The 13414-nt window shown below is 36.7% G+C and carries 11 protein-coding genes and 1 tRNA gene; 2 read left to right on the forward strand and 10 right to left on the reverse strand.

Annotation, left to right across the window (positions count from 1 at the left end):
* Positions 1-141: 141 nt before the first annotated feature.
* On the reverse strand, positions 142-588 hold the full coding sequence (locus tag M3005_RS05195; protein WP_435370536.1) for a universal stress protein: 447 nt from the start codon (positions 586-588) through the stop codon (positions 142-144).
* Positions 589-617: 29 nt separating this feature from the next.
* Positions 618-2171, reverse strand: coding sequence for an Nramp family divalent metal transporter (locus M3005_RS05200; RefSeq protein ID WP_293794323.1), 1554 nt, complete (start codon positions 2169-2171; stop codon positions 618-620).
* A gap of 260 nt (positions 2172-2431) precedes the next feature.
* On the opposite strand from M3005_RS05200, the gene ade reads away from it, so the two are divergent.
* The gene (gene ade / locus M3005_RS05205; protein ID WP_293794326.1) at positions 2432-4123 is read left to right on the forward strand and encodes an adenine deaminase; all 1692 of its coding nucleotides are present in this window, start codon (positions 2432-2434) and stop codon (positions 4121-4123) included.
* A gap of 41 nt (positions 4124-4164) precedes the next feature.
* Here the strand turns inward: ade and M3005_RS05210 are convergent, their stop codons facing one another.
* From M3005_RS05210 to yycF, 8 genes are all read right to left on the reverse strand, one after another.
* Positions 4165-4998 carry a sulfite exporter TauE/SafE family protein gene (locus M3005_RS05210; RefSeq protein ID WP_293794329.1) on the reverse strand — a complete coding sequence of 278 codons (834 nt, stop codon included), beginning with the start codon at positions 4996-4998 and terminating at the stop codon, positions 4165-4167.
* 106 nt (positions 4999-5104) lie between these two features.
* Positions 5105-5917: a sulfite exporter TauE/SafE family protein gene (locus M3005_RS05215; RefSeq protein ID WP_293794332.1), complete on the reverse strand. Its 813-nt coding sequence runs from the start codon at positions 5915-5917 to the stop codon at positions 5105-5107.
* 187 nt (positions 5918-6104) lie between these two features.
* On the reverse strand, positions 6105-7322 hold the full coding sequence (locus M3005_RS05220) for a S1C family serine protease (protein ID WP_293794333.1): 1218 nt from the start codon (positions 7320-7322) through the stop codon (positions 6105-6107).
* 58 nt (positions 7323-7380) lie between these two features.
* Positions 7381-8193, reverse strand: a complete 813-nt coding sequence (locus M3005_RS05225) for an MBL fold metallo-hydrolase (protein ID WP_293794334.1) — start codon at positions 8191-8193, stop codon at positions 7381-7383.
* A gap of 14 nt (positions 8194-8207) precedes the next feature.
* Positions 8208-9041 (reverse strand): two-component system regulatory protein YycI, encoded by an 834-nt coding sequence (locus M3005_RS05230; protein ID WP_293794336.1) that lies wholly within the window; start codon positions 9039-9041, stop codon positions 8208-8210.
* Positions 9042-9059: 18 nt separating this feature from the next.
* Entirely contained in the window at positions 9060-10358 is a 1299-nt protein-coding gene (locus M3005_RS05235) for a YycH family regulatory protein (protein ID WP_293794337.1), read from the reverse strand.
* A complete protein-coding gene (gene walK / locus M3005_RS05240) occupies positions 10348-12204 on the reverse strand; it encodes a cell wall metabolism sensor histidine kinase WalK (RefSeq protein ID WP_293794339.1) in 1857 nt (618 codons plus the stop codon). Before walK ends, M3005_RS05235 begins: the two co-directional genes overlap by 11 nt.
* A 31-nt stretch (positions 12205-12235) precedes the next feature.
* Positions 12236-12946 (reverse strand): response regulator YycF, encoded by a 711-nt coding sequence (gene yycF / locus M3005_RS05245; RefSeq protein WP_293794343.1) that lies wholly within the window; start codon positions 12944-12946, stop codon positions 12236-12238.
* A 353-nt stretch (positions 12947-13299) separates the two neighbouring features.
* Here yycF and M3005_RS05250 point away from each other — a divergent pair.
* Positions 13300-13372 (forward strand) — tRNA-Lys (locus M3005_RS05250).
* Positions 13373-13414: the final 42 nt, after the last annotated feature.

Here is a 13414-nt window from a genome sequence, read left to right on the forward strand (position 1 = left end):
GAAATATAATTAAATGATTAAATACTATAGCTGCGCTAAAAAGACCCTTTTTTATCTTTAATCCATAAATATAATATAAAAAAGACGCAAGCATTATACTTACGTCTTTTTTATATTATTAGGAGTATTAATTAACAGTTTTTATCTAATCACCATTACAGATACTGGTGAGTATTTAGCCATGTAAGCGGCTTGGCTACCGAAATGACGAGCTAGACCCTTCTTTGATTCTGATCCTACAATTAGTAGATCAGGTTTCACCTTAGGGATAACATCTTCAACGATAGTTTCCCCAGCTTCACCAGTTGATGCGATTACATCAACATCAGTCAAACCGGCTGCTTCAGCAGTTTGTTTGTATTCTTTTAGATGTTCTTCTAAGTCTTCGTACTTACCATGAATAAATTGTCCTGATAATGATTCGAAAACGTTGATTTCTTCATCTTCTAGAACTGAAACGATTGTTAGTTTTGCATTTTCTGATTTTGCACGAGAAATTGCATACTTGAATGCAAGAATGGCATCATCAGAGTCATCAACCGCAACTAAAATATTCTTGAAGTTAATATTGACGTCCATGTTTTCCATATTTTCGCCTTCTATTCTTGAATTATTTTTTATCTGTTTCTTAGTCGTTTGTTACCAAGGTATAGTTCAACCAATGTCCAAATTAACAGTGCAATGATTACTACGTTAATAATATTAGCGATAACACCTGCTTCTGCATTTTGCGCAGCAGTTGGGTTGTCACTGAAGAATCCAGCAACAGCACCTTGCATGTTAATTGCGTTTAAGTAGATAAGAACTAATACTGAGATCCAACCTAAAACCTTAACCCATAAGCTATTCTTGAAACGGCTACCCATTTCTTGAGCACTGTTAGTCATCATTAACAATGGAAGCATTGAGAATGGTAATGCGAATGCTAAGAAAATTTGTGAGTTTTCGATTAGGTCATTGATAGCAGCATGTTGTTTTAATGTTGATTCACCAGCAGTTAAAGCAACACAGATAAGCACTGGAACTACTGAAATTAAACGAGTAATTAAACGACGAGCCCATAGAGGAACTTTCAAGTTAACGAAACCTTCCATGATAACTTGTCCTGATAGTGTACCAGTAATAGTTGAGTTTTGACCTGAAGCAAGTAATGCAACAGCAAATAATGTCGATAGAATACCTGACTTAGCAACACCAATTAAAATTGGGTTGGAAAGCATGTGAGTATTATTCAAAGCATCGAATAAACCAAAGAATGATGTATCTTGAACGGCACCGGTCTTGAATACGGCAACCCCCATGATAAGTAGTAAAGCGTTAACGAAGAATGCGAATGTTAATTGGATGTTTGAGTCCCAAGTAGCAAAACGAACAGTTCTTGCAACGTCTTCTTCATCATTATGATCAATAGCTCTAGTTTGAGCGATAGCTGAATGTAGGTATAGGTTATGTGGCATAACAGTTGCCCCGATAATACCTAAAGCACCAGCTAGTGGAGTCATACCAGCAACTGGATGGTCACTAGCAAAAGTACGTTCAGTTGGTACAAGTCCCTTGATTGAGCCCAACCAATCAGGTCTTGATAATACAACTTCGTAAATAAATACAACTAGGATAACCATGATTAAACAAACAACGATTGCTTCAATCTTTCTGAATCCCACTTTTGTTAATAATAGCAATAGTAAAACATCAAATACGGTTAAGAATACCGCAAGTACTAGTGGAATATGGAAAAGTAAGTAAAGCGCAATGGCTCCCCCGATAACTTCCGCGATATCAGTAGCCATGATTGCAAGTTCAGTCATAATCCATAAAACTACTCCAAGTGATTTTGAAGTACGTGAACGGATAGCTTGTGCTAAATCCATCTGACTCACGATACCAAGTTTAGCCGCCATGTATTGTAATAGCATCGCAATCAAACTTGAAATCAAGATGACAGACATTAGTAGATAACCAAAATTTTGACCCCCGGTAATTGATGTAGCCCAGTTACCTGGATCCATGTATCCAACGGCAACTAAAGCACCAGGACCAGAGTATGCAAATAATGTTTTCCAGAAACCCCAATCCTTAGGAACCTTAATTCCACCGTTGATTTCTTCTAGTGAAGGACCATTAGCATATTCTACAAAGCCCTTTTTTTCTTGTGAAACGTTTTCACTCAAAGTTCTTCACCCTTTCTATTCTTGAGAACATAATTATTGTACACTAAATTCACTTGTTTTGAAACAATTTTTTAGGTGGTACTGAAAAATTACTCTATAAGATATTAAAAAATACTCTATCACATGGTAAGTTTTTTTCTAATATCAGCTCAATTAATCCAGTTATTTCCGAACATTAAATTAAATTTGACATTAGTTTGTTAATGTTTCATAATACTTGATAATTTTAATCAAATTAAAAAACATTCAGGGGTGGAAAAATGCAAACAATTGATTTACATATAAAAAACGGAAATGTCTTAAATGTTTTTAGCAAGAAATTTGAAAACAAAGATATTTTCATTAACGACGGCAAGATTATTAACTTCGAAAATGATAATTACCAACCCAAAAATGTAATTGATGCAACTAATCAATATATTGTTCCTGGTTTTATTGATTCTCATGTCCACATTGAAAGTTCGCTGGTAACACCAAGCGAACTAGGCAAAGTGTTAGTTCCAATGGGAGTGACATCAATTGTCGTTGATCCACACGAAATCGCCAACGTTTCTGGTGCTGATGGAATTAAATACATGATTAAAGATGCGAAACAATCACCATTAGATGTCTTCGTAATGTTACCATCATCAGTTCCCGCAACTAGTTTTGAACATAATGGTGCTACTTTAACCGCCAAGGATTTACATCCCCTCTATGATGAAGAATCCGTTATTGGTTTAGCCGAAGTGATGGACTATCCAGCCGTTCATAACCAAGAATCCGACATGATGGCTAAGCTACAAGACGCAAAAGGCCATGGCTATCAAATAGATGGCCATGGTGCTGGTTTATCACTATCGCAACTAAACGAATACAAAGCTAACGGGATTTCGACCGACCACGAATCAGTTAACTTAGAACAAATGCAAGACCGCTTGACTGCTGGCATGGATGTCTTCTTAAGAGAGGGAACTGTTGAACGTGATTTACAAAATACCGTCCAAGCCGTAACCGAAGACAATGCCGACCGCTTCTCATTTTGTACCGATGATAAATTCATCTCCACAATTGTTGAAGAAGGTAGCATCAACTTTAATATCCATCTAGCAATTCAATACGGCATTAAACCAGAAACTGCCTACACAATGGCCAGTTACAACGCCGCACAAGCACATAAACTAGCCAACATTGGGGCAATTGAAAAAGATTACGCTGCTGACTTAGTAATCATTGATCACTTAAACCAAGTTGACGTTAAAAAAGTCGTTAAAGCTGGAAAAGAAATGCATGAAGCCGACTTCTCATCACAACCCCTTGAATTTGGCGAAAATTGCGTCCATCACCACTTAAAAGAAACTGATTTACAATTACCGTTAAACGATTCTAAATGTCATGTGATGGGAATTATTGCCAATCATATCGAAACCACTCATTTAGAAATGGATGTCCCAATTGAAGACGGTAAATTTGTCAGTGATTTAGACAATGATGTATTATTGATGGTCGATGCCGAAAGACACCATGATTTAGGTACTTTCGGACTAGCGCTAGTCCATGGTTTCAACATTAAAAACGGTGCAATTGCTACTACTGTCGCTCATGATTCCCATAACATCGTCGCCGTTGGAACTACTCCAGAATCGATTTACCGCGCTATTGAAGAAGTAACCGATACTAACGGTGGAATTGCAGTTGTGGATGAAGAAAAGACCCTCGCAACAATGCCACTACCAGTTGCTGGTTTAATGTCTGATAAGTCATGGCAAGAAGCAAGTCATGAATTACATGCGATTGAAGATGCATTCAATCAAATTAGTGATGGTGTGGACTTCGATCCGTTTATCACCCTATCATTCTTAACTCTGCCAGTAATTCCAACATTAAAACTAACTGACCAAGGGTTATACGACTTTGACCAACAAAAGATTATCGATGTTGAAGTGGCTAATGACTTAACACTACAACACTAATTAAGCCACAAAAAAAGAGCGATTAAATCGCTCTTTTTTATTTAGAATAAACTAATATGATAAGCCGCCACAAATTGAGTGTAAGCTAAAATTAGCGCTAAAATTCCGGTTAAAATCTTTAGGAAAGTAGCGGGGACTACTCTCACAATCTTAGGACCGATGTAGCCTCCAATAAAGAAACCAATTCCTAATGGCACTACTAATGACCAATCCACGTGGGCATAAACAGCATAATAAATAGTAGCAACAATGTTTGCTGCCCCCATCGCCACGTTTCTAATCGCATTGCTAACGGCATATTCGTTATTAGAAGTACGCGTTAGTAATACTAATAGTAGAATTCCAGAAGCAGCACCGAAATAACCACTATAAGTTCCAATCGCAAACGTTAAGATAATCATGACTAACGATCTAACCCATATTCGAGGTTTGCCACCAGCAGCAGGGTTGAAGTGTAACGCCCCTTCAGTATTCCCATTCAATGGCTTTTTAGTGGGAATTAAAATCATAATTCCACCAAACGCGATAAAGAATGGTACTACATGAGTAAAGCTAGTTGCTGGTAATTTAGTTAATAAAATCGCACCGGTTATTCCACCAAAGAAAATGACCACCATTACTTTAAATAGTTCCTTCCAGTGCCCACGCAATTCGCGAAGCGAGGAAATAAAAGAACCTAATGAATTAAACGTTAAAGACGCTTTATTAACGACGTTTGCTGCAACTGGAGGTAAGCCACCAAAGTATAATAGTGCTGGATAAGATACTAATGAAGCCAGCCCAGTTACTGTGCTTAACACCCCTGCAACTATTCCAACCGCAATAAATATTAATAAAGTCCAAATACTAATTCCTAAAACCGTAATGATAATCATCTCTTTTTTCTATTAGAATAAAATCATAATCTCATCTTACCATTTTTGTGATAAAAGAAAAGCATAAAAAAACACCACTTGGTTAACAAGTGGTGTTTTAAGGTTTTTAGAAGAAGTAGAATAGACGGATGCCGTAAGCTGACACGAATTGAGTGTAAGCTAGGACAAGCGCTAAAATACCTGTAACAATCTTGATTAATTTAACTGGCAATACACGAACCATCTTAGGACCAACGTATCCACCAATTAAGAAACCGATTCCTAGAGGAATAGCTAGTGCCCAGTAGATGTGAGTGCTACCGTGTTGACCATACTTGAATGAGTATAGCACAGTACCAATAACGTTAGCTGAACCCATGGCAACGTTTCTAATCGCATTGTAAACTGGGAATGGATCTTTGCTAGTTCTTGAAAGAACAGCTAGTAAGATAACACCAGCAGCAGCACCGAAGTAACTACCGTAAATACCAATAGCGAAGAATAAAACGATCATAGCAACATCAGCTACCATCTTCTTAGTACCAACTTCGCCTTCTTCAACTACTTTAGCAGTAGGTGCCTTAGAAGTATCCTTTGAAGGAAGTAAGATACCAATACCAGCAGCTGCAATAAATACAGGAACTGCGTAGGAGAAATCTTTTGAAGGTAGAAGAGTTAATAGGATAACTCCGACAATTCCACCAAAGAAGATGATTGTCATAACCTTGAATAGTTCCTTCCAGTGACCAGATAATTCACGCTTTGATGAAAGACCTGAACTTACTACGTTAAATAGTAATGCGGAAGTGTTTGTAATGTTTGCTGAGATAGGGTTTAAAGCACCCCAATATAATAGCGCTGGGTATGAGGCAAGTGAAGCTAGTCCGGTTACTGTACTTAAAATTCCAGCAACGATACCAACAGGAATAAATAATAGCATTGTCCATACACTAAAACCAAAAATAGTAATAATGAAAAACTCCTTTATATATATCAATTTAAAATCCAATATATAATTTTATACTCCTATTCATTTTCAATTACAACCCCTTAAAAACGCCAAAACGCTGACAACCACTATGATGTCAGCGTTTTCATAACAAAAACTTTTTTCAAAAAATTTTCGATTATTGAGTTATTTTCAATTGAGATGTACTTTCGCTCAGCTTAATTGATCCGTTTTTTAGATGACCATTACGGTAGTATTGAACACTAATCGTGGATCCTAGCTTTTGACTATATAAAATGTTTTTGATTTCATCTTGGCTAGTAATCTTCTTACCAGCTAGTGAAACAATCACATCGTATTTCTTCAATCCAGCCTTCGCTGCAGGACCACCTGAAGTAACGTCGTAGACCACAACCCCATTTTCAACAGAAGATGGTAGTTTTAATGTTGATTTTTGGTCACTAACCGCGATGCTAGATAAATCAAGGTAACGAATTCCTAATGCGGGACGTTCGATTTTTCCTTTTTTAACTAGTTGGTTAATGATAGAAGTTACTTCGTTACTTGGAATTGCAAAACCAATTCCTTCAACACTAGTTCCTTCACTGTCAGATGCTAGTTTCATGGAATTAATTCCAATCACTTGTCCAGCTAAGTTAATTAGCGGACCACCTGAGTTACCAGGGTTAATTGCTGTATCGGTTTGGATAACAGTGGCAGTGTTTCCAGTTGATTGGCCATTTGAACCAGTCAATGGTACTTGACGTTTCTTAGCTGAGATAATTCCTTGAGTAAGTGATGAAGCATAAGTTGAACCTAGTGGAGAACCAATTGCTAATGCGGTTTCTCCAACTTTAATGTTGTCGGAGTTACCAAATGTCGCTACTGATTTGATGGCACTACCATTAATCTTTAATACCGCTAAATCAGTAACTGAATCAGTTCCGACTAGTTTAGCTTCTAGTTGTTTACCATTACTTAGTTGTACTTGTAATGCAGAAGCACCAGAAACAACGTGGTTGTTGGTTACGATATAAGCGGCGTTTCCGCTCTTCTTATAAATCACACCAGAACCTTCACTACTTGCTTCTAGTTTACTTGAACTCTTGCCACCTAAGGCAGATTCAATGTCTGAACTACTGCTCTTTTTTAAGTTAAAAACTGATACGACTGAATCTTTCACAGCAGAATAAGCTTTTTCAGATTGAGTTTGAACATTTACCTTCAAATTAGAAGTTGATGCTGTTCCACCGGCGTTGGATCCTCCGGGAACAGCAACGTCGATTCCGGAATTTTCTAATAAGTTAATTCCACCATAGGCAATTCCACCGCCTAATAATCCAGCGACTAATGCGACAACTCCTACTTTAACAACAAAACGATCACTTTTTTTCATAAGGTTTTCCCCCTATCAAATTAATTATCATTATTATAGCTAGTAAACTTAAAGCAAACTAAAGTGTAAATAAATCAGACGATTTTTCCACATCTGTATCCAATAAATCAAAATCTGTGCCAACCCCAAAATCGTTTTCTTCTAGCATTGAAGCAACAGTGAGGTGGGCTAATTCCTTAATATTATTGTGATGACTTCGGTGCCCGATAAAAATACGATCGGTGGAATTCCCAATTGCTTCCATCAATGTATTGGCACCATCTTCATTTGATAAATGGCCTTCATCACCTAAAATACGTTGTTTTAAAGACCATGGATAATCACCACTACGTAGCATTTCCACATCATGATTACATTCCAATAGATAAGTATTGGCGTTTTTAATTGTTCCATAAATGTAATCTGAAATATAACCTACATCGGTCAAGACGACAAAGCTCTTGTTGCGATGATGGAAATTATAAAATTGCGCTTGTGCCGCATCGTGAGAAACGGCAAAGCTTTCAATATCAATGTCACCGAAACTCATTGCCATGTTTGGTGGAAAAATATTTTTTTGTGCTAACGGAACTTCACCAATAGTGTCTGCCATTGCATCCCAAGTGGGTTGGTTCGCGTAAACACTAATTTGAGGATAGCGACGGGCTAAGACCCCGACGGCTTTACTATGGTCGGTATGTTCATGTGTTACTAACATCATATCGACATCTTTCATAGAACGGTTAATGGATGCCATCAATCGTTCGATACGAACCCCCGATAAACCCGCATCTAATAGAATTTTATGTTGATTAGTTTCAATGTATGTGACGTTTCCACCACTTCCACTGGATAAAACACTAATCTTCATATCATCTGCATCGTTGTTCATGTTGATCCTCATTTCTAATTATCATTTGAAGTTGCTGCTTCGGTAGTGCCTTCACCATCTAAAATGGCACCGTTAAAGGCATTAATCCGTTTAATCGTCATCGATGATGAACCACTACTAGTATAACCAATTACCCAAGTCGGAATTAAAACGACATTGTTTTTAATTGATAGTAATTGGGTGTAATACATGTTAACCCATTTAATCTTAGAATTATCAGGGATTTCATTATATTGGTAAAGCCATACTAATGCTTTGGCGGGTGAAATAATGTCAGTTTTTTCACGTAAAACGCTAACGTCATTCATATAACTTTGGGTATATCCAACTAATAAATGATCGCTGGAAACGTCGAAAATAATTTCACCATGACGAGGTCCATACATAGTCCCACCATCAGAAATTTTTTGTGAGTAAACGACACTGGTCTTGGTAGATAGGTCTGAATTGTATTCATATGAACTACCGTGCGCAATGAATGTATCTTTCTTCATTAATTTATCTAAAATTTCATGATAATTACCTGAATACAAACCGATAGGACGCTTAAAAGTACTTCTTAAAATATGGTTACTGTATGTGGTTTTTTGATTTTTTAGCTTTGATTTAGTGGTATTTAAACTATCATCGTTAACCGCTGATAAGTAATAACCCGTTTCGCCACTAGTTGATAATTTTGGAGATACCGTGATTTGATCATTTTGCATTTGTTTAATGATTTCGGCATCACTACCTTTATTACTATTTTCAGTTTGTAGATTGGCGTTTTGTCTAAACAAAGAAAATAGAAATAAATCAATCACCACAAAGATAACCAAAAAGATGATTTGAATTTTTTTGAAATCCATCTAGCGCTCCTCCTATCTTTATTGAATGCCTCTACCAAGTAATTGATGGTAGTTAATGTACTTGCCGTTATATTTAACGAACCAAGTTGGTTCTAGTGTAATTAAAATGTTGGATGATTTAGTGTTACTCCATTGGTAACCCAATTCAATCCCCGAGATCTTAGAAACATCATATCCGTATGCACGAATTGATTTCAAAACCGCATCACTGGAAGGTAACTCAATATCACCTCGACCAGTTGGCACCGGAATTTGAAGTGTCTTCAATGAGAAGTTGTACTTCAATGAAGTGTTGTCCACTAATTTCATTTCAATCGCTCCGTATGGCGTTTGGTCAAAAATAGGGAAACCTTCAACGTAATTTCTGTAGACAACCTTGGAACTTTTAGCATTGTAATCGAAGAAACGAATATTAGCTAAGTTATCATTAATCGAAATTTGCGAAATATTGTTATATGAATCCGTTAAGAATTGCGTCATGTTGGTGGAAATGGCACCTGGATGACTGTCGTAGTAATTAACTTCCCCGTCATTAGTAAATGTAATTTGGCGAGAGTTTTCATCATTGTAAACTGTTGAATCACGATGTCTTTTGACAGTTACATCTTGTGAGTCAGAAAGTAATCTAGTCACATAGTAATTTTGGGAAGTCTTATTAATCAAATATGCGTATTGTGGCATCTTGAATGAATCAGTGAAGTCGATATACGGTTTATCGTTTAGCTTCTTAACGCTGACACCAATCGCTCTAACGTTATCAGAAATAATTTTCTTAATTCCAGAAATATTAGTGTCCTTGACGTTAACTCGATAAATTTTATATCCACTATCAGATAGCAAATAAATATTATTACTATCATCAAATGGAATCATAATGCGGTTAATTGTGACGTTAGGTAATTTATCGAAGGCATTGTTAATAAACTTGCTGACGATTTTTAAATTAATGCTGCTAGGATAGCTCAATAATACAGAATCGCTGGTATTTAAAAGATTAAAGTAATCTTTTTCATCCCCATTTAACGCTGTATATTTAGCATCCTTGTAGTTATTCATTTGTTGACCAATTTCTGTAATCAAGTTAATTGATTGGTTGGTTAATAAATATTGTTTTCCATTTGACTTAGTTTGAACCACCTGAGTAGGCGAATAAACTGATGAGATTGGTTTGGAATCAATTTGGGCAGTTTGACTGCTTTCCTTTTGATTAGAACGGTCATAGTGAGCAGGGTTCACCAAAATCGAAGCTGATAAAAATAGACTTACACCAACTGCAGATGTTAACAATATTGGTAAAATCAGTTGTTTAATCTTCATCCCATAAGTCCTCCTCAATTGGTTCGTATGGTAGTGAAATGTAGAAGGTAGAACCACGGTTTTCGGTACTTTCTACCCAAATCTTACCACCTAGGGCTTGGACCACTTCTTTAGAAATAGCTAGTCCCAATCCAGTTCCACCTTGTGCTCTAGAACGAGCTTTATCAACACGGTAAAAACGGTCAAAAATGTGTGGAATTGAACTTCTAGGAATTCCTAAACCTTGGTCACGAACACTTAAAATAACGCTGTTCTTAGTCTTGTAAAGTGAACAAGTAATTACCCCTCCGTCTGGAGAGTATTTAATCGCATTATTCATTAAGTTATCGATTACTTGCGTGAAACGGTCGGTATCGACTTCTACCCATAAATCGGATTTAGTGAAACGACGTTCGATGCGGTAATGTTTATTTGGTTTTTCCTCATTATTACCATCTGATTTAATAATCATGTCAAAACGGTTCAAAATATAATTGAACAATTCGGTAATATTAACTAATTCTTTATCAATTTTTTGGGTACCAGAATCCATTCGAGAAAGCGTTAATAAATCGTTAATCATACGAATCATACGATCGGTTTCTTCTTGCGTTACTTTCAAGAAATTAGGCGCTATTTCTGGATCTTGCCATGCCCCATCTTGCAGTGCTTCGATGTATGAGTGCACACTGGTTAATGGAGTTCTCAATTCGTGTGAAACGTTGGAAACGAATTCTTTTCGGTCATTATCAATCTTTTGTTGTTCAGTAACATCATGGAGCACACAGACTAACCCGGATACAAATCCCGAATCGCGTTGAATTAATGAGAAATGGGCATGCAAAATTAAATCATGATCTTTGTCTGAACGATCAATGATGGTTTCATCGGGATTTTCAATTAAGTCACGAAGACTGTATTCTTTTCTGATATCTAAAATATCTAAGATAGAGTTACCTAATGCTTCTTCTTCATTGGTTTCTAAGAAACTAGCAGCTTCATCATTCATGATAATGATGTATCCACGACGGTCAGTCGCAATAACCCCATCGGTCATGTTGGTCAAAACAGAGTCGAGTCGTTGTCTTTCAGATTCAGTTGATTCTTGTGATTCTTCAACCTTAACTGATAGGTTGTTAACGGCATTGGCCAACTGACCTAATTCGTCACGACCATACACGTGAACTTGACCAGAGTAATCCCCACGAGCAATTTGGAGGGTTTGTTTCTTCATTTCATCAATTGGCTTAGTAATGGCTTTAGAAATCACGATGGAAATCAAAAGACCAGCTAAAATAGCCACAATCGCGGCGGCAACATAAATAACCGTAATCTGATTGATTTCGTTGTAAACGGTATTTAAATTGGCGTGAATGTAAACAATTCCGACTAATTCATTGTTACTACTTTTAATTAACGGTGTAATAACAGTGTAGTATCTGGAGTTATCACCAGAGTTACTGGTAATCGAACTGGATGAACGACGGGTTAAAATCGCATTTTTAATATCAGTACGGAAATTCTTTTGTCCAACTGAACTTTGATCACCTAATTCGTTAGTTCCACGAATGGTGTTTTTCGCATCAATAACCTTAATTTCAGTGTAGTTATTACTATCAATGTTAGAAAGTAACGACTTAATTCGAATGTTGGCCTTGCTGGTGTTTGAACTAGAAAGTTCATTGGTTAAAGTGGTGTTTACGTAAGTTGGCACTTGCACTTGTTTTTTGAATGCTGCCATATTTTTGTTTTCCAATTGGTTCACAAAAACGGCCCCGACAATTTCTAGGGTCACCAATAAGATTAACGCTAACACTAGCGCAATTTTAAAATGAATCGATTGAAAATATTTAATCTTACTATTCACCGCAAACTACTCCTTGTACATGATTAAATGATTATTCTTGTTCTGAATTACGTAGGTAATAACCAACCCCACGTCTAGTAATCAACCATAATGGGTGACTTGGGTTGTCTTCGACTTTTTCTCTTAAACGACGGACAGTAACATCAACTGTACGCACATCACCGAAGTAGTCGTAACCCCATACGGTTTGTAATAAATGTTCTCTAGTCATTACTTGGCCAATGTGTTGAGCTAAGTAATGTAGTAATTCGAATTCACGATGAGTTAATTCAATGTTTTCACCACGTTTAGTAACGGTGTATGCTTCTGGATGAATAACTAAATCACCAATCTTGATGTCTTTGTTTTCACCATCTTGAGCTTGACCGTTATCATTACTTGATTGACGTCTTAAGTTGGCCTTAACACGCGCAACTAGTTCACGGTTTGAGAATGGTTTTGTGACATAGTCATCGGCACCTAATTCAAGACCTAAAACTTTATCTAGTTCTGAGTCTTTAGCAGTTACCATGATGATTGGCATATCACGAGTCTTTCTAACTTCACGTGCGACTTCTAGACCGTCAACTTTGGGTAACATTAGATCTAGGATAATAAGATCTGGAGATTCTTCTTCGACTTTTTGAAGTGCTTCTTCACCATCATAGGCTACAACTACATCGTAACCTTCTTTTTCTAAGTTAAATTTTTCGATATCTGTGATTGGTTTTTCGTCATCTACAACTAAAATTTTTGCCATAATATTCTATCTCCTTAACAGGAATCTATTCTTTTAAAAATCCGTTTTTATGTTAGTGACGGGCTGTCCTTAAAATCAACAGCTTCATTATATACATTTTTATGCCGTCTAACATTAACATTATAACACGCTTAGACATTTGATTTCTAAACGTAATGTTTTCGTTATCAATTCTTAAAAATTGTATTTTTCGCAAATTTAGGGCTTGTCAAAACTTTGTAGAACATGCTATTATAAATATCGTTGATTTTGTGGAATGCAAATACCAATTAGATAAAATTCTAAAAAAGGTGTTGCAATCCTTACTCCAACATGGTATTATATTTTTTGTTGGTTATGACCGACTTAAATAATTTGGGCAGTTAGCTCAGCTGGCAGAGCAACGGACTCTTAATCCGTGGGTCCAGGGTTCGATCCCCTGACTGCCCATAACTGATAAAAGACATCGCTTCGACGATGTCTTTTTTTGTT

Source organism: Apilactobacillus sp. (genome assembly GCF_025290035.1).
Taxonomy (GTDB): Bacteria; Bacillota; Bacilli; order Lactobacillales; family Lactobacillaceae; genus Apilactobacillus.

Bases quoted from the DNA above. Each gene is read 5' to 3' on its own strand.
- M3005_RS05210 (WP_293794329.1), bottom strand. From the start codon at position 4,998: ATGATTATCATTACGGTTTTAGGAATTAGTATTTGGACTTTATTAATA.
- M3005_RS05225 (WP_293794334.1), bottom strand. From the start codon at position 8,193: ATGAACAACGATGCAGATGATATGAAGATTAGTGTTTTATCCAGTGGA.
- M3005_RS05220 (WP_293794333.1), bottom strand. From the start codon at position 7,322: ATGAAAAAAAGTGATCGTTTTGTTGTTAAAGTAGGAGTTGTCGCATTA.
- M3005_RS05235 (WP_293794337.1), bottom strand. From the start codon at position 10,358: ATGAAGATTAAACAACTGATTTTACCAATATTGTTAACATCTGCAGTT.
- M3005_RS05215 (WP_293794332.1), bottom strand. From the start codon at position 5,917: ATGCTATTATTTATTCCTGTTGGTATCGTTGCTGGAATTTTAAGTACA.
- ade (WP_293794326.1), top strand. From the start codon at position 2,432: ATGCAAACAATTGATTTACATATAAAAAACGGAAATGTCTTAAATGTT.
- M3005_RS05195 (WP_435370536.1), bottom strand. From the start codon at position 588: ATGGAAAACATGGACGTCAATATTAACTTCAAGAATATTTTAGTTGCG.
- M3005_RS05230 (WP_293794336.1), bottom strand. From the start codon at position 9,041: ATGGATTTCAAAAAAATTCAAATCATCTTTTTGGTTATCTTTGTGGTG.